Below are 17,197 nucleotides of genomic sequence, written 5' to 3'. Positions count from 1 at the left end.
TAGTGACGGGGTACGGACTACCAGCGGTAGTGCGCGAAGGCCTTGTTGGACTCGGCCATCTTGTGGGTGTCCTCGCGACGCTTCACGGAAGCGCCCAGGCCGTTGCTGGCGTCGAGGATCTCGTTCATCAGGCGCTCGGTCATGGTCTTCTCGCGACGGGCGCGGGAGTAACCGACCATCCAGCGCAGCGCCAGGGTGCTGGCGCGGCCCGGACGGACCTCGACCGGAACCTGGTAGGTCGCGCCACCGACACGGCGGGACTTGACCTCGAGGGCCGGCTTGACGTTCTCCAGCGCGCGCTTCAGCGTCACGACCGGGTCCGAGCCGGTCTTCTCACGGACGCCCTCGAGGGCGCCGTAGACGATCCGCTCGGCGGTGGAGCGCTTGCCGTGCAGCAGGATCTTGTTGACCAGCTGGGTGACGACCGGGGAGCCGTAAACCGGGTCGATGATGACCGGGCGCTTCGGGGCGGGGCCCTTACGAGGCATTCTTACTTCTCCTTCTTGGCGCCGTAGCGGCTGCGAGCCTGCTTGCGGTTCTTGACACCCTGGGTGTCGAGGGAACCGCGGATGATCTTGTAGCGGACACCAGGAAGGTCCTTCACACGACCACCGCGCACCAGCACGATGGAGTGCTCCTGCAGGTTGTGGCCCTCGCCCGGGATGTAAGCGGTGACCTCGATCCCGCTGGTGAGGCGCACACGGGCGACCTTGCGGAGAGCCGAGTTCGGCTTCTTCGGGGTGGTCGTGTACACACGCGTGCAGACCCCACGGCGCTGCGGGGAGCCCTTCAGCGCGGGAGTCTTGTTCTTCTCGACCTTGTCCTGCCGGCCCTTTCGGACCAGCTGCTGGATCGTAGGCACCGTTTCTCCGTTTTCTGTGTGCCAAGGCTTGGTGAAACTAACCTGCGGTGTCTCCCTCGCACACGGCCCCGTGGTCGACCCACGCGGTCGGGTGTGTTGGGCTTGTTACGACACGGAATCCCATGGCTGATGTACAGCGACGGCGCTCTACGCGCGGCGCGCTGGGAGGCGCTCCGGCTCGGCGCGGCGACCGGTGTGCATGCACGCACAAGGACCCGGGGACACCCCAGGCACAAGGTCAGAGCGTACCTAGCGCATCGGGCGCGGTCAAAACAAATGCAACGCCGCAGGTCGCGGGGCCTGGCCTCGAAACGGGACGGGAACCGGCGCCGGCGCCGCCCATATCACGACCGAGAGCCCCCCGCAGGGCGAAACCCTACGCCTCCGCACGGGCGGCGGCGAGCGGGGTACTCCCGTCGTCGGCACCGTCCCCGGACGTCCCGGCCGACTCCGACTCGTCCTGCGGCCGGTCCGTCCCCTTCCGGTCCGACAGGGCGACGAGCAGCCCCAGCGCCAGCACGCCCGCCCCGTACACCAGCACCCAGGGCTGCCAGCCCACGAACGGCGGCGACCAGTGGGCCGGGCTGATGAAGAACGAACCGCCGGTACCGACCGTGTTGCGGCGCAGTGCCCAGATGAACCCCGCGAAGTCGGCCAGGGCCAGCGCGAGGGAGCAGAGCACCATCAGCCGGCGCCAGGCGAAACCGCCCCGCGGCAGCCGCTCGTGGCAGATCGCGGCGCAGACGATCGGCAACCCGACGGCGAACGGCAGCAGGTAGCGGCCCTGCCAGATCATGCCGACCTTCTCCGCCTGCATGGCCTGGGCCACCAGGGGTATGGCCACGATCCCGACCAGGATCCCCAGGACGGCCAGGGTCTCCCTGAGCCGCGCGTAGCAGAGCGCCAGCAGCACCAGGGCGATCGCCACGGCGCACCACAGCAGCAGCGTCGCGGCCGGGGGTTCGGCGTCCAGCCAGCCGAAGTAGCCGATCATCTGCTTCATGTACAGCAGGCCGTTGTCGAAGGTCTGACGGGCCGCGGACAGCGGGGTGAAGTTGCTCGGGGCGTTGATGGTCGAGTTGTCCGGATGGGTCGAGGACCAGACGAGGGCCACGACGGCCGAGACCGCGGCCACGGCGCCCCAGGCCCAGGTCGCCCGATGGCGCAGGATGTCGCCCAGCACGCCCCTGCGCCCGAGCAGCAGGGCGAAGAAGACCGCCCCGCTGAGCCAGATCAGGCCCAACGGCCGGATGCTGATCAGCACCACCGCGCCGATGCCGAGCCGGGCGACGCGGCGGCTCAGGAGCTGTGGGTCCGGGTTCATCAGCAGCGCCACGGCGGCGCTCCAGACCAGGATGCCCGCGGCGATCTCCGGGCCGCTCGGGTTGACCACGCCGAACATGAACAGCGACATCGGGGTGGCGGCCGCCACCACGCCGAGGATGCTGAGGGACCGCCGGCGCCACTCGGCCGCCGAGACCACCGCGCTCGCCACCAGGGCGGAGCAGATCGCGGCCGAGATCAGCCGCATCAGGTAGAAGGCCGTCTTGCCCGGGAGCAGCAGGCTGGGCCAGCCGACGGCGAAGTAGTACGCCGGGTGGTAGCGGCCCGCCGAGGTGGTCACCTGGGCCGTCCCCGAGCGCTGCTTGAGCGGGGGCGCGCAGTCGGCCGACTGCCAGGACTTGAAGGCGTAGCACCAGTGGGTCTCCGCCAGGTCCTCGTAGATCCGCGGAAGCTCCACCCCGCTCTCGGCCCAGTAGCCCTGGATCCCGCCGACCGTGTGCGGGGTCATGACCTCCACGCCGTTGACCTGGCCCCGGGCGACCGCGCCCGCCCGGATGATGTGCGCGGGTTCGTCGGGCGCGCCGCCGATCGGAGTCGTCAGCGACCAGGAGGCGCTCAGCGCGAAGAGGATCGCGAACGCGACCGCCCACAGCCGCCGGGGTGAGGACGCGAGCCGCTCGGCGATGCTCTTGACGGCAGTGATCATCATCTGGAAATGGGCCTTCGGGGTCGGTCCGAACTCGGCGTGCGACGCCCACGGCCGGGCGCGGTAGGTGCTCGCATCGACGAGATGTAACAGGCAACGGTCAGCCATGGACGAGAAGACCGTACCGAACCGAGCCCTGAGGGACTAATGGCACCCTCCCGGTGGCGGCCCGTCGAGTCGGTCCGGCCCGGTGCGATCCACCACCGACGGAGGCGGTACCGGCGGGTCAGACGGTACCCAGCAGGATCAACAAGGTCCAGAAAGCGGTGCCCATGTAACCGATGACCAGGCCGAGGACGGCCGCCCAGTCGCCGTCCATGTTGCGCTGGCGGATCTGCGACCGGGCGATGTGACCGGTGACCACCGCGGGCAGCGAGAAGCAGACCAGGCTGAGCACCAGCGACGTGACCGCGAGCACATTGGTGGGGCGGGGCGCCGGCGGGGGCGGGGGCGGCGGGAGGAAGGTCGCCGGGACCGGCTGCGGCGCCGTCAGCGGCGGCGCCGTCATCGGCCCGGAGGGCAGGTCGGCCACCAGCGCGGCCAGCTGGCCGTAGGTCTGCGCCGCGGCCGCCGCCTCGTGGCGCTGCTCGTACTCCTGGATGGTGAGCCGCCCCTCGGCGAACGCGGCCTTGAGGACGTCCAGCGCGCGGTCCCGGTCGGCGTGGCCCGCCCGCATCACGGCCTGCGGGGACACCGGAGGCACCGGCTGCCAGCCCGCCGCCGGCTGCCTGCCGGGCGGATGGCCGGAACCGGGCTCGCCCCATGGTTGTACGGACATCCGCCACCTCCCGGTAGCGCGGCACCCCCGCGCACGTCACTGCTCACTCATAGTGCAGGACGAACGACAGGACCGAGTAGTTGCCGAATCGGACCAGTGACCGGGAAGAGGATGTCGGGCGGCGCGCCTGGGCCGTTCGGCGGACGGTCTCAAGGGATGCTCAACTCGGGCGACAGCCCGTTCGAGCAGTGCCAGGCTGGTCTCCAGCCAGGACGATGTCCCACCACGAGCAGAGAAGGCCGCCATGCAGGCGTCAGCGCCGCCGTCCCCCGACCTCCCCGGGCCGGGAACCCCGTCCGCCGTCAGCATCCAGGGGCTCTGGAAGCACTTCGGCACCCAGGCAGCCGTGGCCGGGCTGAGCCTGGAGCTTCCGGCCGGGGCGTTCGTCGGCCTGGTCGGGCCGAACGGCGCCGGCAAGACCACCACGCTGTCGATGGTCACCGGGCTGCTCCGGCCCGACCAGGGCACCGTCCTGGTCCACGGCACCGACGTGTGGGCGGACCCGGTCACGGTCAAGGCCCGAATAGGCATCCTGCCCGAGGGCCTGCGGATGTTCGAGCGGCTCAGCGGGCGCGAGCTGCTGCAGTACACCGGGCGGCTGCGCGGCCTGCCCGGCGCCGAGGTGGACCGGCGGGCCGAGGAGCTGCTGGCCGTCCTGGACCTCGGCCGGGACGCCGACAAGCTGGTCGCCGACTACTCCACCGGCATGCGCAAGAAGATCGGCCTCGCCGCCGCCCTGCTGCACAACCCGGACGTGCTGTTCCTGGACGAACCCTTCGAGGGCGTCGACCCGGTCTCCGCCCAGACCATCCGCGGCGTGCTCAAGCGGTACGCGGCGGCCGGTTCCACGGTGGTCTTCTCCAGCCACGTCATGGAGCTGGTCGAACAGCTCTGCGACTGGGTCGCGGTGGTCAACGCCGGCCGGGTGATCGCCCAGGGCCCGCTGGACTCCGTCCGGGGCGGGCGCAGCCTGCACGAGGCCTTCCTGGAGCTGATCGGCGTGCGCGAGGACGACGGACAGGTGCTCGGCTGGCTCGGCGGCGGCCAGGCCGGAGGCGACCGGTGACCGGACGGGGCGGGGTCACGGCTGCGGTGCCGGACGGGCGGACGGTGGTCCGGGCCCTGGTGGCGCTCAAGCTGCGGCTGCTGCGCAACGGGCTGCGGCGCAGCCCCGGCCGGACCACCGTCTACGTGATCGGCGGCGTCGTGGGCCTGGCCTTCGCGGCCGGCGTCGCCGTCGCGATGGCCGCGCTGAACGGGCGGTACGCCGGCTCCGGGGACGCCGGGGTGATGCTGCTCGGCGTACTGACCCTGGGCTGGGCCGCGCTGCCGCTGTTCCTCTTCTCCAGCGACGAGAGCGCCGACCCGACCCGGCTGACCATGCTGCCGCTGCGGCCCGGCCCGCTGCTGCGCGGCTCGCTGCTGGCCGCCCTGATCGGGCCCGGGCCGCTGATCACCCTGGTGCTGGTGACCGGCGCGGTGCTGGCCGGCGCGACGGGAGGCGCCTCGGCCGCGGTCGCGGTGGCGGGCGTGCCGCTCGCGGTGCTCTGCCTGGTCACGCTCTCCCGGGCGGTCGCGGCGGGCAACGCCCGGATGCTCTCCAGCCGCCGCGGCAAGGACTTCGCGATCTTCGGCGGGCTGGCCTTCGCACTGCTGGTGCAGGTCGCCAACGTCGGCTCGCAGAGCATCCTCGGCCGCCGGGGCGGGCCGATCGACCTCACCCCGCTGAAGCCGATCGCCTCGGTGCTGCGCTGGATCCCGCCGATCAGCGCGGCGGACGCGCCGCGCACCGCCGGCGAGGGCCGGTACGGGCTCGCGCTGCTCCAGCTCGCCGCGACCGCCGCACTGCTGGCGCTGCTGCTGCGCTGGTGGCGGCGGAGCCTGCAGGAGCTGATGGTGACGGCCGACTCCTCGACCCTGGAGGTGGCCCGCGGGGTGCGGAACGCGCGCGGGTGGGGCTTCCTGCCCCAGGGCCGGACCGGCGCGGTGATGCAGCGCCACCTGCGGTACGCCTGGCGTGAGCCGCGGGCCAAGGCGGCGCTGTTCACCAGCATCGGGATGACGCTGGTGATCTGCGTGCTGTCGATGGTCCAGGGCTGGGCGAGCGTGTACCTGCTGGCGATGACCGGGGTGTTCCTCGGGCTGCAGATGCTCAACCTGTTCGGCATGGACGGCTCGGCGTTCTGGATGGTCGCCGCCACCCTGCGCACCCCGGCCGACGCCCGGTCCGAGCTGCGCGGCCGGGCGTACGCGGTGCTGTCGTACGCCGTCCCGGTGACGGTGGTGCTCGGGCTGGTGCTGGCGGCCGTCACCGGCCGGTGGGGCGAGCTGCCGTCGGCGCTCGGCCTGGCGCTGGCGCTGCTCGGCTGCGGGATCGCGCTGGGCTCGCTGTTCAGCGTGCTGGCGCCGTACACCATGCCGGCCGACAGCAACCCGATGCGCAACGCCGCCCCGGGGCAGGGCGGGCTGATCCTGCTCAACCAGTTCGGTTCGATGTTCGGCGTCACGGTGCTGGCGCTGCCGGTCGGCGGCTACCTCGCCTGGGCGCTGGCCTCGGACGGGCCGAGCTGGCCGGTGCTGCTGATCGGCCCGCTGTACGGCGCCCTGGTCGCGGCGCTGGGCGTACGGATGGCGGCGCGCCGGCTGCTGGAGCGCACGCCGGAGATCCTGGCCAAGGCCATCGAGCGCTGAGCCGGGCCGCCGCCGCACTCCCGGCCCGGCCCGCTCCCCGGCGGGTTCCCACCGCGGCTCCGGCATCATGGGCAGGAGGCCGGACCGTCGAGGAGAGCAGGAACAGACCGTGGGCGAGCGCGCGCAGCAGGCCGGGACCGCCGGACCGCTGCTGGAGCAGGCGGTGCGGTCGGTGCTGACGGCCCCCGAGGACGCACTGGACCTCGCCCTGGACACCGGGGCGTCGCTGCTGGCCGCCTCGGCCGGGCAGTGGCCCGAGGTCGGCCGGGCGCTGCTCGGCCACGCGGACACCGCCGTCGGCCGCTGCTGGTCCGCCGGGTGGCGGCCGGCCGACCTGGCCCGGGTGGTGCGGCGCGAGCTGAAGCCCGTCCACCTGGCCCTCGCGGTGGACCTGATCGCCGCCGAGGGCCGCCGCCACCCGGCGGCCGCCCTGGACCGGCGCTGGCTGGAGCAGCTGCGCGAGCTGGAGGCCGAGGTGTGGTGGTCCGGTGACGAGGAGTACCTCGGCGCCTTCGCCGACCGGCACCGGCTGGACCGCTTCGCGCTCGCCACCGCCGTCCTGGAGCTGCTGCGCACCTGGGGCCGGCTGCCGCCGATCGCCCCGGTGGGGCCCGCCCCAGGACAGGCCGTGCGGCCGCGGCGCTCGGCGCCGACGGCCGACGAGCCGCGGATGCTGGCGCGGATCCGGGCGCTGCTGGCCAAGGCCGAGTCCACCGAGTACCCGGAGGAGGCCGAAGCACTGACCGCCAAGGCCCAGCAGCTGATGGCCCAGCACAGCATCGACGACGCGCTGCTGGCCGTGGACGGCACCGACCGCGACACCCCGGCGGCGCTGCGGATCGGGGTGGACAACCCGTACGAGGGCCCCAAGACGATGCTGCTGGACGCGGTCGCGGCGGCCAACCGATGCCGGGTGGTGTGGGCGAAGGAGTTCGGCTTCTGCACCGTGGTCGGCTTCGACGGCGACCTGGACGGCGTCGAGCTGCTCTACACCTCGCTGCTGGTGCAGGCCACCCACGCGATGAACAAGGCGGGCTCCCGCAGGGACTCGCGCAGCAAGGCGTTCCGGCAGTCCTTCCTGGTCGCGTACGCGGCGCGGATCCGGGAGCGGCTGACCGCCGCGACCGAGCGCGCCACCAGCGCCGCCGCGGCCGGGCGGCACCTGCGCGAGGACGGCACCGAGGAGCAGCTGCTGCCCGACGAGCGGCTGCTGCCCGTGCTCGCCGCCCGCTCCGAGGCGGTGGACGAGGAGGTCGGCCGGCTGTTCCCGAAGCTGGTCTCGCAGCGGGTGCGGGTCAGCGACGGGGTGGGCTGGGCGGCTGGACGCGCCGCCGCCGACCGGGCCACGCTCCACGGGCGCGCCGGGGCGATCCGCCGCTGAGGGCGCCGGGCGGGCCCGGCCTGCCCACCGGTCCCGGCCCGACCCGCGCAAGATCCACAAGAGCCACCCCGCTTCCCGGGGACCTGATAGAACGTAGTCCGCCAGGAACGAAGGGGGACTCGACGTGACGGAACCGGCGGCGGAATCGGGGTACCGGGACCGGGTGCGCGGAGCACTGCTCGGCGGAGCGATCGGCGACGCGCTGGGCTGGCCGGTGGAGTTCCAGCAGCTCCACCAGATCCAGGACCGGTACGGGCCGCAGGGCGTGACCACGCTGCCGGCCGGGCCCGGCCCGGTCGAGGTGACCGACGACACCCAGATGACGCTGTTCACCGCCGAGGGGCTGATCCGCGGCTTCGTCCGCGGCTGGACGGGCGGCGGCGGCTCGGTGCCGGAGGCCGTGCACGGCGCCTACCGCCGCTGGCTGCGGACCCAGTACCAGGGCGCGCCGGACACCGGGCCGCAGCCCCACCCGTACGACGGCTGGCTGCTGAGCCGGCCCTTCCTGTACGCACGGCGGGCGCCGGGCAACGCCTGCCTGAGCGGGGTGTCCGAGCACCCGGTGTTCGAGGCGCCGTCGGCGATCGGGCTGACCGGGCCGATCAACCCGGGCTCCAAGGGCTGCGGCACGGTGATGCGCTCGGCGCCGTTCGGGCTGGCCCGGCTGGGCGTCGAGCAGTCCTTCGGGCTGGCGGTGCAGTGCGCCCAGCTCACCCACGGCCACCCGACCGGCTACCTCGCGGCGGGCGCCTTCGCGGCGCTCGTCGAGCGGCTCGCGGACGGCACCGAGCCGTGGGCGGCGGTCGGCGAGACGGTGGAGCAGATCCGCGAGCTGCCGAGCTCCAAGGAGACCGTCCAGGCGCTGGCCCGGGCGGTGCGACTCGCCCAGGAGGCGGAGCCGGCCGCGGAGACGGTGGAGCGGGTCGGGCTCGGCTGGATCGCCGAGGAGTGCCTGGCCATCGCGGTGTACTCGCTGCTGGCGGCCACCCTGGACCCCGACCCGGTGCGCACCGCGCTGCTGCTGTCGGTGAACCACTCCGGGGACAGCGACTCGACCGGCGCGGTCTGCGGCAACCTGGTCGGGGCCGCGTACGGCGCCGCGGCGCTGCCCGCCGAGTGGGCCTCGGCGGTCGAGGGCCGGGCGGAGCTGCGGCAGGTCGCGGACGACCTGCTGGTGCTGTTCGGCAGCCGCGACCCGCTGCACCCCGGGCTCGGCGGGCGCTACCCGGCCTGGTAGCGCGGGCGCGAGTTCGAAGACGGGCCCTACGGCGCCTGCGGGTCGGTGACCTGCCCGAGGAACAGCGGCGCCCCGCTCCGGGTGTCCCGGATCAGGAACAGGAACGGCCGGTCGAGGTGCATCTCGACCGGCCGTTCGACGTTCGGCGCCGCCGCCACGTCGATCCCGGCACCGCTGCCGGCCGCCGCGACCGTGCCCTGCTCGCCGACCTCGATGGTGGCCTTCTGCACCACCGTGCCGACGGCCAGCGGGTCCTTGGCGACGCCGCCGAGGTCGGCCCGGTCGAAGGCCGCCTCCACCCCGAGCGAGCGCAGCGCGGGGGTGAGCTCCTTCGAGGTGCCGAAGTGGAAGCGCGGCAGCCGCAGGTCGACCGGCCGCTCGGCGAGCGCGCCGAGGATGCGGTCCAGCTGGGGCTGGTCCAGGCCCTTGGCGAAGGCGGTGAAGCCGCCCTGCCCGGGGAGGATCAGGTCCATCGCCAACCCGCCGTCCGCGTACGGGAGTTCGACGGCCTGCCAGGGCTCGCCGACGATCCCGCCGGAGCCGTCGGCGTACCTGAACTCCCCGGTCTGCCCCATCGTGGGGACGGCCGGGGTGGAGCCGTCGAGCTTGTGGAACGGGCGGTCGGCGGTGAGCGAGGGCTTGAAGGCGGAGGCCCACTCAGCCTTGAGGTACAGCGCGTCGGTGAGCACCAGCCGGGTGTTCGAGGTGATCGCGTCCCGGCCGAAGAGGTCCTTGATCCGGCCGTCTGTGGCCTTCTCCACGGCCGCGTTGACGGTCCTGCGGGCTCCGTCCGGGTCCTTGGCGAAGTCGGCCTGGTGCACGCCGGTGTCGAAGGCGGCGGCGAGGGTGGCCAGGTAGTCCGGTTCGACGGCCAGGCCCTGCTGCGTCCAGAGGTCGTCGCTGCGGCGCAGGGTGAGCTTGCCGGTGGCCGGGACCTGCCGGTTCAGCGCGCCGGTGGCGTAGGCGTACTGCCGCGGGTCGAGCCCGGTGTGCAGGGCCTTGGCCAGTTCCCCGGCGGTGGTGCCGCGGGCGCCGGGCAGCAGCATGGCGAGCAGGGTGGCCAGGCCGGACGGGGAGACCACGAGGTTGCTCCCGGCGGCGTCCGGCTGGGCGGTCAGGACGTGCAGGAGGTCCAGGCCGAAGGCGTCGGTGGCCGCCGCCGTGGCGGCCACCTGGGCCGGGTCCACGGCCGGCCGGCTCGCGGGCGCGGACGCCCGGAGCTCCACGGGCGCGGCGGCTCCGGTGCTGCCGCAGCCGGCGAGCAGCGGCGCGGCGAGCGCGGCCACGAGGAGCAGCGCCGCCGGGCGGCGGAGGGTGCGACGGGGTGCGGTGCTGCGGTTCGTCATGGCCCTTCGACGCGCCGCCCCGCCGACCGGTTCCGCCCGGCCCGCCCGCCCGGCGGGGCCCGGATCAGTCCCAGAGCGCCCCGAACTCCAGCAGTTCGTCCCGGTGCTCGATCCGCTCCACCCAGTCGGCCGGCCAGGCCGCCTCACCGTGGTGGGCGCCCGCGAAGGCGCCGGTCAGGCAGGCCAGCGAGTCGGAGTCGCCGCTGGAGTACGCGGCCCGGCGGACGGCCGCCACCGGGTCGTCGGGCAGCAGCAGGAAGCAGAGCAGGCCGGTGCCGAGGGCCTCCTCGGCGATCCAGCCCTCTCCGGTGGCCAGGCACGGGTCGGCCTCGACGTCGGGCGCGGCGAGCGCGGCGTCCAGTCGGTCGAGCACCGTGAGGCACTCCTCCCAGCCCCGGGCCGTGCCGGCCTGCGGGGAGGGGTCGTGCCAGCGGTCGGCGAGGTCGCCGAGCCAGAACCCGTCGTACCGCTCCCGGCTCGCCAGCGCGTACGCCCGCAGCGCCGCGGGCAGGTCGCCCGGCCGGACGCCCTCGGCCAGCCGCCGCACGGCGTACGCGGTGAGGTCGCCGGCGGCGAGGGCGGTCGGGTGGCCGTGGGTGAGCGCGGACTGCAGCTGGGCGGCGCCGGAGAGCTGCCGGGCGTCCAGGCCGCGGACCAGTCCGACCGGGGCGACCCGCATGTTGGCGCCGCAGCCCTTGGAGCCGACGTCGCTGGCCTGCTGCCAGCGGTACTCGGGGTGGCTGAGCCGCTGGCAGGCGCGCAGGCAGGTCATGCCGGGGGCGCGGTTGTTCTGCGGGGAGCGCCACCAGTCGACGAACTCCTCGCGGACCGGCCGCTCCAGCCGCAGCGGGGTGAGCGGCCCGCGCTCCAGGGCGGTGCGCAGGCCGCGGGCGAGGGCGAGCGTCATCTGGGTGTCGTCGGTGACCAGCGCCCGCTCGGGCAGCGGGAGCCGCCGCCAGTCGGGATGGTTCCAGGCGATCTCCTCGATCTCGTGGAACTCGGTCTCCTTGCCCAGCGCGTCCCCGATCGCCAGGCCCAGCAGCGCCCCCGTCGCCTTGCCCACGGCAGCTCCCCCTCCTCCGTCACACCTCGACCAGCAGCTCCTTGAGCCCGCGGATCACGTAGCCCGGGTTCCACTCGGGCTCGCGGACCAGCCGCAGGCCCGGGGCCCGGCGCAGCAGCGTGCCGTAGGACTCGGTGAGCTCCAGTCTGGCAAGCGGGGCGCCGAGGCAGAAGTGGATTCCGGCGCCGAAGGTGATGTGCGGGTTGTCGGTGCGGCCGAGGTCGAGGCGGTCCGGGTCGGCGAAGCGCTCGGGGTCGCGGTTGGCGGAGCCGAAGAGCAGGGCGATCTCGGCGCCGCGCGGGATGGTGACGCCGCGGACCTCGATGTCCTCCAGCACCCAGCGCTCGAACATCTGCAGCGGGGTGTCCCAGCGCATCAGCTCCTCGACGGCGGTGGGCAGCAGCTCGTCGACCGAGCCGCGCAGCCGGGCGAGCTCCCCGGGGTTGCGGAACAGCGCCCACCAGCCGTTGCCGGTGGTGTTGACGGTCGCCTCGTGGCCGGCGTTGAGCAGCAGCACGCAGGTGGAGATCATCTCCTGCTCGCTGAGCGCGTCGGAGCCCTCCTGGGCCTGGATGAGCGCGCTGATCAGGTCCGTGCCCGGGTTCGCCCGGCGTTCGCGGATCAGGGTGCGCAGGTAGTCGGAGAACTCGATGCTGGCGGTGACGGCCCGGCGGGCGACCTCCTCGCTCGGGTTGAGCTCGAACATCCCGGTGATGTCGGCGGACCACGGCCGCAGCAGGTGCCGGTCGCCCTCCGGCACGCCGAGCATCTCGGCGATCACGGCGACGGGCAGCGGCTCGGCGACGGCGGCGATCAGGTCGCCGCCGCCGGCCGCGAGCAGCCCGTCGACCAGTTCCCCGGCCAGCCGGCGCACGGTGGGGCGCAGGCCCTCGACCATGCGCGGGGTGAAGGCCTTGGAGACCAGCCGGCGCAGCCGGGTGTGGTCCGGCCCCTCGAGGTCCAGCAGCCCGTGGTCGTTCAGGGTGTGGAAGGGCTCGTGCGCCGGGTCGGGCGCGGTGCGGCCGAACTCCTCGTGGCTGAAGCGGTGGGTGTAGGTGCGGCCCAGCCGCCGGTCGCGCAGCAGGGCGCTGACGTCCTCGAAGCGCGAGACGAGCCACTGGTTCGTCGGCTCGAAGTACGTCACCGGCGCGTGCTCGCGCAGCTCGGCGTACGCGTCGTACGGGTGGGCCACGAACTCCGCCGACCAGGGGTCGAACTTCGCCGTCGTCGTCATCGGTCGATCACTCCAGGCCAGAAGGGGGAAGCCGGAACGATCATCGTACGCACGCGGTACATCCGGGAATACGACCTTCCGGCCCCTGATCAGGCCCGTTCCCGTACAAGTCGGCGCACCAGCTTCGGCAGCGCCTCCGAGATCGGCTCCCGGATCACCTCGGCCGCGGCCTCGTCGTACGGGGTGGGCTCGCCGTTCACGATGATCAGCTTCGCCCCGGTCTTCACCGCGTTGTACGGCAGCGCCGCCACCGGGAACACCTGGAGGCTGGTGCCGACCGCGATGAAGACGTCACAGGCCCGGACGATCGAGTCGGCCTGCCCGAGCACCTCCGGGTCCAGGTTCTCGCCGAACATCACGATGTGCGGCTTGAGGATCCCCCCGCACTCCTGGCACTCCGGGTCCGGCTCCCCCGCCTCGACCCGCGCCAGCGCCTCCGCCATCGAACCGACCACCCTGCAGCGCAGGCACTGCGTCTCCCGGAGGTTGCCGTGCAGTTCGAGCACCTTGCGGGCGGTCAGCCCGGACTTCTGGTGCAGCCCGTCGATGTTCTGGGTGAGCACCCGCGTCGGCAGCCCGGAGCGCTCCAGGTCGACCAGCGCGCGGTGCCCGGCGTTCGGCTCGGCGGCCAGGGCGGCCGTCTCCAGCCGCATCCGCCAGGCCCGCCGGCGCACCCCCGGATCGTCCCGGTACGGCTCGATGGTGACCAGCTCCTGCGCCGACGGGTCCTTCTGCCACAGCCCCTTCGGGCCGCGGTAGTCGGGGATGCCGGAGTCCGTCGAGATGCCCGCGCCGGTGAGCACGGCGACCAGGGGGCGCTTCGCGTTCATACCCCGGACGGTACGGCCGGCGGCCCGTCGGCGGCCACCGAAAATCCGGTGGGGGCCGTTTCGGGCCGAAGCGCGCGTTTCAGGCCAGCGCGGCCCGCGGCGCGGCGGCCGGGCGGGCCAGCGGGGCCAGGGCGAGCAGGTAGCAGGCGGCGGCCGGCGGGATGAGGGCCAGGTCGACTCCGGCGGCCAGGGTGCCGAGCAGCGCCAGCGCCGGGCTCCACCAGCGCAGCGCCCGGGAGCGGCCCGCCACGGCGGCGGTCAGCAGCGCCAGCAGGCCGACGTAGAAGAGCAGCGGCCCGACCTGGTAGACGGCCGGCAGCACCCCGGGAACGCCCTGCACCCGGTCGAACAGCCGGGACTGCTCGGCCTTGTCCGCCGCCATCAGCCCGACCACCAGGTCGATGCCGATCTGCACCAGCGAGCAGAGCAACCCCGCGAAGGCCGTCCCCAGGGCCGCCCCGGCCCCGACCCGCCCGGCCGTGCCGCGCGGGGCGAGCCGCCGGTGCAGGGCGAGCAGGACCGGGACGAACAGCAGCAGCCCGGCGAACATCGCGGCGTGGCCGGCCGTCCAGCCGGGGCCCGGCGCCCGGGAGCCCGGCACCAGCCGGATGCCGCCGTAGAGCGCCATCAGCGCGGGGGCGCCGACGACGGCGTACGGGGTGAGGCGGGCGAGGCGGGTGGTTCGGGCGTCCGGGGTGGCGTTCATCCTGACCTCCAGTGGTGTGGTCCGTTCCGACACCGCAGAGCCTGGCCGCCCGGGCCCTCGTCCCGGATCGCCCGCACCGGCGAAAGGGCCGCCTCCCCCGCACGGGGGAGCCCGTCAGGACTCCCCCGCCACCACCGCTCCGGCCTCGTACGCGAACACCACCGCGTGCACCCGGTCCCGCAGCCCGAGCTTGCTCAGCACATTGCTGACGTGCGTCTTCACCGTGTGCTCGCTGACCACCAGCTCGGCCGCGATCTCCGCGTTGGACAGCCCGCGGGCGATCAGCCGCAGCGTCTCCTGCTCGCGCAGGGTCAGCTGCTCCAGCAGCCGCGACGGCGGCCGCACCGCCCGCTCCGGCGCCCCCGGCCGGCGGGCCGCGAACTCGCCGATCAGCCGCCTGGTCACCGAGGGCGCGAGCAGTGCCTCCCCCGAGGCGACCATCCGCACCCCGTGCACCAGGTCGTCCCGCCGGACGTCCTTGAGCAGGAAGCCGCTGGCGCCCGCGTACAGCGCGTCGAAGACGTAGTCGTCGATGTCGAAGGTGGTCAGCATGATCACCTTGGTGGCCGGGAACCCGGCGCACACCCGGCGGGCCGCCTCCAGCCCGTCCATCACCGGCATCCGGACGTCCAGCAGCAGCACGTCCGGTCCGTGCGCGCGCACCGCCTCGACCGCCTCGGCGCCGTCGCGGGCCTCGGCCACCACCTCGATGTCCGGCTGCGCGTCCAGGATCATCCCGAACCCGGCCCGCACCAGCTCCTGGTCGTCCGCGACGACCACCCGGATCGGCGTCATCCGCCCACTCCCTCCACCACGTCGCCCGTGCCCAGCGGCAACCGGGCGCTCACCAGGAAACCCCTGCCCTCCGGGCCCGGCCCGGCCTCGGCCCGCCCGCCGCAGGCCGCCGCCCGCTCCCGGATGCCGACCAGCCCGCGGCCGCCGGACCAGCCGACCACGGTACGGCCGGCCGGCGCCGGCACCCCACGGCCGTTGTCCGAGACCACGACCTCCAGCACCTCCCCGGCCCGCCGGACCCGGATCGCCGCCCGGTCCGCCCCGGCGTGCTTGACCGTGTTGGTCAGCGCCTCCTGCACGATCCGGAAAGCCGCCGCCTCCACCTCGGCCGGCAGCGGGTCCTGCTCCGCCGGGAGTTCGAGGTCCACCCGCAGCCCCGCCGCGCGCACCCGCTCGGCCACCCCGGCGAGCTCGGCCAGCCGGGGCTGGGGCGCCAGCTGCCGGCCCGCCTCCGGGTCCTTCAGCACCCCGAGCACCCGCCGCAGCTGGACCATCGCGTCCCGGCCCGCGTCGGCGATGGTGTCGAACGCGCGGACCGCCCGGTCCGGATCGCTGCGCACCACCACCGGCCCGGCCTCGGCCTGGATCACCATCAACGAGACGGCGTGCGCCAGGATGTCGTGCATCTCCCGGGCGATCCGGGCCCGCTCCTCCGCCACCGCCCGGGCCGCGTCGCTCGCCGCCCGCTCACCGGCCTCCCTGGCCCGCTCCGCCTGCACCCGGGCCAGCTGCCGCTGGGCGCGCACCAGCGAGCCGAACACGAAGGAGCCGGCCGAGGTGAGCACGCTGAACAGCGCGCCGTTCGGCGAATGGGTGCCGATCACGTTGGCGACCACCACGAACGCCAGCACCGGCCAGCGCTGCCGGTCCGGGAAGCGCTCCGCCACGGTGTACATCCCGATCACCGCGTACAGCGGCATCTGCGGGTTCGCCGAGTGCGCGAGCACCGACACCAGCACCGCGGGCACGCTGCCCACGACCATGAGGGGCAGCGTGATCCGCCGCCGCCAGGGCAGGAACAGCGCGGTGGACACCGCCAGCAGGTAGACCCACCAGGGCCAGTCCGTGTCGTCGTGGTAGACCGACCAGACCGACACCGCCGCCGAGCAGACCGCCAGGAAGGTGTCCAGGACGTACGGGCTCGGGCCGGTCGCCCACTCCTGCCGGATCCGCCCCGTCCGCCACCGCTCCGCGCGCTCCACCACCGCACCTCCCCCGTAGCCGGGGACGCCGCCCCCGCGGAGAAGATCATGCCCCAGCGGCAGGACCTCCGGAACGGCCCGGTCAGGCACCGGTGACCGTCACACCGCCGGTGTCCGCGCGCGCGGTGATCCGGCGCTCCGCACCCGGCTTCGACGGGATGCCCACGTCCACCCCGCCGACCGAGGCCCGGGCGTCCACCGCGTAGGCCTCCCCGGCCGGCACCCGCAGCCGCACCCCGCCGTTCGTGGTGCTCGCCTCGACCGTCGACGGCGCCACCGCGAAGTCGGCCCTCACCCCGCCGTTCACCGCGGTCAGCCGCACCTTCGGGGACCGCAGCCCGTCGGCCTCGACGCCGCCGTTGGTCACCTCGGCCTCCGCCTCGCCGGCCAGGCCGGACAGCCTGACGCCGCCGTTGCCCTCCTTGACCCGCACCGTGGTCCCGGCCGGCACCTGCACGGTGTAGCCGATGCCGCAGTGATCGCAGTCGTACGTCAGCTTCAGCACGCCGTCCGCCACCTCGTGGCTGCTCCTCGGCACGTCCCCCGAGTAGTTCTGCCGCTCGACCACGTGCACGCCGTCGCCGCCGCCGTTCACCACCACGCCGCCGTTGAGCCCCTCGACGACGAGTTCCCGGACCGGCTCCGCCACCCCGTAGCTCAGCGTCCGGTGCTCGTCCTCGCCCCCGAACGGCAGGCACCCCTGCATCCCCAGCACGACCCCCGCCGTGATCGCCACCGCGCCCAGCACCCGCTTCATCCCCGGCCCCTTCGAAAGCCCTCGTCCCGACGCCGAGAACCCTCCCGCGGCCGCCTCCCCCACCGCCTCCCCCGCCGGAGCGGTTCCCGCCCCTCCCCCGCACGACGGAGTCGCCCGCTCCGGGAACGCCGAAGGGCCCGGAGGCTGAATGCCTCCGGGCCCTTCGTACTGAGTAGCGGGGACAGGATTTGAACCTGCGACCTCTGGGTTATGAGCCCAGCGAGCTACCGAGCTGCTCCACCCCGCGTCGGTGAACAGAAGCTTACGCGACTTCGGCCGAATGACCTAATCGGATTCCGTCCGCCGCCCGCGCGGCCCCGGAAGG

Annotated in this window: 16 protein-coding genes and 1 tRNA gene; 4 read left to right on the top strand and 13 right to left on the bottom strand. The window is 74.1% G+C overall.

Annotation, left to right across the window (positions count from 1 at the left end; genetic code table 11):
• Positions 1 to 17: 17 nt before the first annotated feature.
• From rpsG to ACIQ87_RS14765, 4 genes are all read right to left on the bottom strand, one after another.
• Positions 18 to 488, bottom strand: coding sequence for a 30S ribosomal protein S7 (gene rpsG / locus ACIQ87_RS14780; protein ID WP_030055803.1), 471 nt, complete (start codon positions 486 to 488; stop codon positions 18 to 20).
• 2 nt (positions 489 to 490) lie between these two features.
• On the bottom strand, positions 491 to 862 hold the full coding sequence (rpsL, locus tag ACIQ87_RS14775) for a 30S ribosomal protein S12 (protein WP_014144289.1): 372 nt from the start codon (positions 860 to 862) through the stop codon (positions 491 to 493).
• Between the two features lie 376 nt (positions 863 to 1,238).
• A complete protein-coding gene (locus ACIQ87_RS14770; RefSeq protein ID WP_402406034.1) occupies positions 1,239 to 2,960 on the bottom strand; it encodes a DUF2142 domain-containing protein in 1,722 nt (573 codons plus the stop codon).
• Between the two features lie 118 nt (positions 2,961 to 3,078).
• A complete protein-coding gene (locus ACIQ87_RS14765) occupies positions 3,079 to 3,630 on the bottom strand; it encodes a DUF1707 and DUF4190 domain-containing protein (protein ID WP_402406032.1) in 552 nt (183 codons plus the stop codon).
• 244 nt (positions 3,631 to 3,874) lie between these two features.
• On the opposite strand from ACIQ87_RS14765, the gene ACIQ87_RS14760 reads away from it, so the two are divergent.
• The 4 genes from ACIQ87_RS14760 to ACIQ87_RS14745 all read left to right on the top strand — a co-directional run bounded on the left by ACIQ87_RS14760 (position 3,875) and on the right by ACIQ87_RS14745 (position 8,939).
• Positions 3,875 to 4,696: an ABC transporter ATP-binding protein gene (locus ACIQ87_RS14760; RefSeq protein ID WP_402406030.1), complete on the top strand. Its 822-nt coding sequence runs from the start codon at positions 3,875 to 3,877 to the stop codon at positions 4,694 to 4,696.
• Complete coding sequence (locus ACIQ87_RS14755; RefSeq protein WP_402406029.1) at positions 4,693 to 6,321, top strand: transporter; 1,629 nt, start codon at positions 4,693 to 4,695, stop codon at positions 6,319 to 6,321. Before ACIQ87_RS14760 ends, ACIQ87_RS14755 begins: the two co-directional genes overlap by 4 nt.
• A 109-nt stretch (positions 6,322 to 6,430) precedes the next feature.
• Positions 6,431 to 7,702: a DUF2786 domain-containing protein gene (locus ACIQ87_RS14750; RefSeq protein WP_402406028.1), complete on the top strand. Its 1,272-nt coding sequence runs from the start codon at positions 6,431 to 6,433 to the stop codon at positions 7,700 to 7,702.
• A gap of 124 nt (positions 7,703 to 7,826) precedes the next feature.
• Entirely contained in the window at positions 7,827 to 8,939 is a 1,113-nt protein-coding gene (locus tag ACIQ87_RS14745) for an ADP-ribosylglycohydrolase family protein (protein WP_402406026.1), read from the top strand.
• Between the two features lie 26 nt (positions 8,940 to 8,965).
• On the opposite strand, the gene ACIQ87_RS14740 is transcribed toward ACIQ87_RS14745, so the two are convergent.
• The 9 genes from ACIQ87_RS14740 to ACIQ87_RS14700 all read right to left on the bottom strand — a co-directional run bounded on the left by ACIQ87_RS14740 (position 8,966) and on the right by ACIQ87_RS14700 (position 17,119).
• Positions 8,966 to 10,285 (bottom strand): serpin family protein, encoded by a 1,320-nt coding sequence (locus tag ACIQ87_RS14740; protein WP_402406024.1) that lies wholly within the window; start codon positions 10,283 to 10,285, stop codon positions 8,966 to 8,968.
• Positions 10,286 to 10,349: 64 nt separating this feature from the next.
• Positions 10,350 to 11,348: an ADP-ribosylglycohydrolase family protein gene (locus ACIQ87_RS14735; RefSeq protein ID WP_402406023.1), complete on the bottom strand. Its 999-nt coding sequence runs from the start codon at positions 11,346 to 11,348 to the stop codon at positions 10,350 to 10,352.
• A gap of 19 nt (positions 11,349 to 11,367) precedes the next feature.
• A complete protein-coding gene (locus tag ACIQ87_RS14730) occupies positions 11,368 to 12,582 on the bottom strand; it encodes a cytochrome P450 (protein WP_402406021.1) in 1,215 nt (404 codons plus the stop codon).
• Positions 12,583 to 12,671: 89 nt separating this feature from the next.
• The gene (locus ACIQ87_RS14725) at positions 12,672 to 13,412 is read right to left on the bottom strand and encodes an SIR2 family NAD-dependent protein deacylase (RefSeq protein ID WP_402406019.1); all 741 of its coding nucleotides are present in this window, start codon (positions 13,410 to 13,412) and stop codon (positions 12,672 to 12,674) included.
• Between the two features lie 79 nt (positions 13,413 to 13,491).
• A complete protein-coding gene (locus tag ACIQ87_RS14720) occupies positions 13,492 to 14,118 on the bottom strand; it encodes a hypothetical protein (protein WP_402406017.1) in 627 nt (208 codons plus the stop codon).
• Positions 14,119 to 14,232: 114 nt separating this feature from the next.
• Positions 14,233 to 14,913 (bottom strand): response regulator, encoded by a 681-nt coding sequence (locus ACIQ87_RS14715; RefSeq protein ID WP_402406016.1) that lies wholly within the window; start codon positions 14,911 to 14,913, stop codon positions 14,233 to 14,235.
• Complete coding sequence (locus tag ACIQ87_RS14710; RefSeq protein ID WP_402406014.1) at positions 14,910 to 16,118, bottom strand: sensor histidine kinase; 1,209 nt, start codon at positions 16,116 to 16,118, stop codon at positions 14,910 to 14,912. Before ACIQ87_RS14710 ends, ACIQ87_RS14715 begins: the two co-directional genes overlap by 4 nt.
• Before the next feature lie 79 nt (positions 16,119 to 16,197).
• Positions 16,198 to 16,872 (bottom strand): DUF4097 family beta strand repeat-containing protein, encoded by a 675-nt coding sequence (locus ACIQ87_RS14705; protein ID WP_402406012.1) that lies wholly within the window; start codon positions 16,870 to 16,872, stop codon positions 16,198 to 16,200.
• Positions 16,873 to 17,045: 173 nt separating this feature from the next.
• Positions 17,046 to 17,119 (bottom strand) — tRNA-Met (locus ACIQ87_RS14700).
• Positions 17,120 to 17,197 lie beyond the last annotated feature (78 nt).

The organism is Kitasatospora sp. NPDC096204 (genome assembly GCF_044763205.1).
GTDB lineage: Bacteria > Actinomycetota > Actinomycetes > Streptomycetales > Streptomycetaceae > Kitasatospora.
The sequence above is the reverse complement of the archived record's forward strand: the minus strand, read 5'-3'. Positions and strand labels throughout refer to the sequence as shown.

What these genes read in the sequence shown, in the direction of transcription:
- rpsG (WP_030055803.1), bottom strand. Translation starts at nt 488, where the DNA reads ATGCCTCGTAAGGGCCCCGCCCCGAAGCGCCCGGTCATCATCGACCCG.
- ACIQ87_RS14770 (WP_402406034.1), bottom strand. Translation starts at nt 2,960, where the DNA reads ATGGCTGACCGTTGCCTGTTACATCTCGTCGATGCGAGCACCTACCGC.
- ACIQ87_RS14765 (WP_402406032.1), bottom strand. Translation starts at nt 3,630, where the DNA reads ATGTCCGTACAACCATGGGGCGAGCCCGGTTCCGGCCATCCGCCCGGC.
- ACIQ87_RS14760 (WP_402406030.1), top strand. Translation starts at nt 3,875, where the DNA reads ATGCAGGCGTCAGCGCCGCCGTCCCCCGACCTCCCCGGGCCGGGAACC.
- ACIQ87_RS14740 (WP_402406024.1), bottom strand. Translation starts at nt 10,285, where the DNA reads ATGACGAACCGCAGCACCGCACCCCGTCGCACCCTCCGCCGCCCGGCG.
- ACIQ87_RS14730 (WP_402406021.1), bottom strand. Translation starts at nt 12,582, where the DNA reads ATGACGACGACGGCGAAGTTCGACCCCTGGTCGGCGGAGTTCGTGGCC.
- ACIQ87_RS14725 (WP_402406019.1), bottom strand. Translation starts at nt 13,412, where the DNA reads ATGAACGCGAAGCGCCCCCTGGTCGCCGTGCTCACCGGCGCGGGCATC.
- ACIQ87_RS14720 (WP_402406017.1), bottom strand. Translation starts at nt 14,118, where the DNA reads ATGAACGCCACCCCGGACGCCCGAACCACCCGCCTCGCCCGCCTCACC.
- ACIQ87_RS14715 (WP_402406016.1), bottom strand. Translation starts at nt 14,913, where the DNA reads ATGACGCCGATCCGGGTGGTCGTCGCGGACGACCAGGAGCTGGTGCGG.
- ACIQ87_RS14705 (WP_402406012.1), bottom strand. Translation starts at nt 16,872, where the DNA reads ATGAAGCGGGTGCTGGGCGCGGTGGCGATCACGGCGGGGGTCGTGCTG.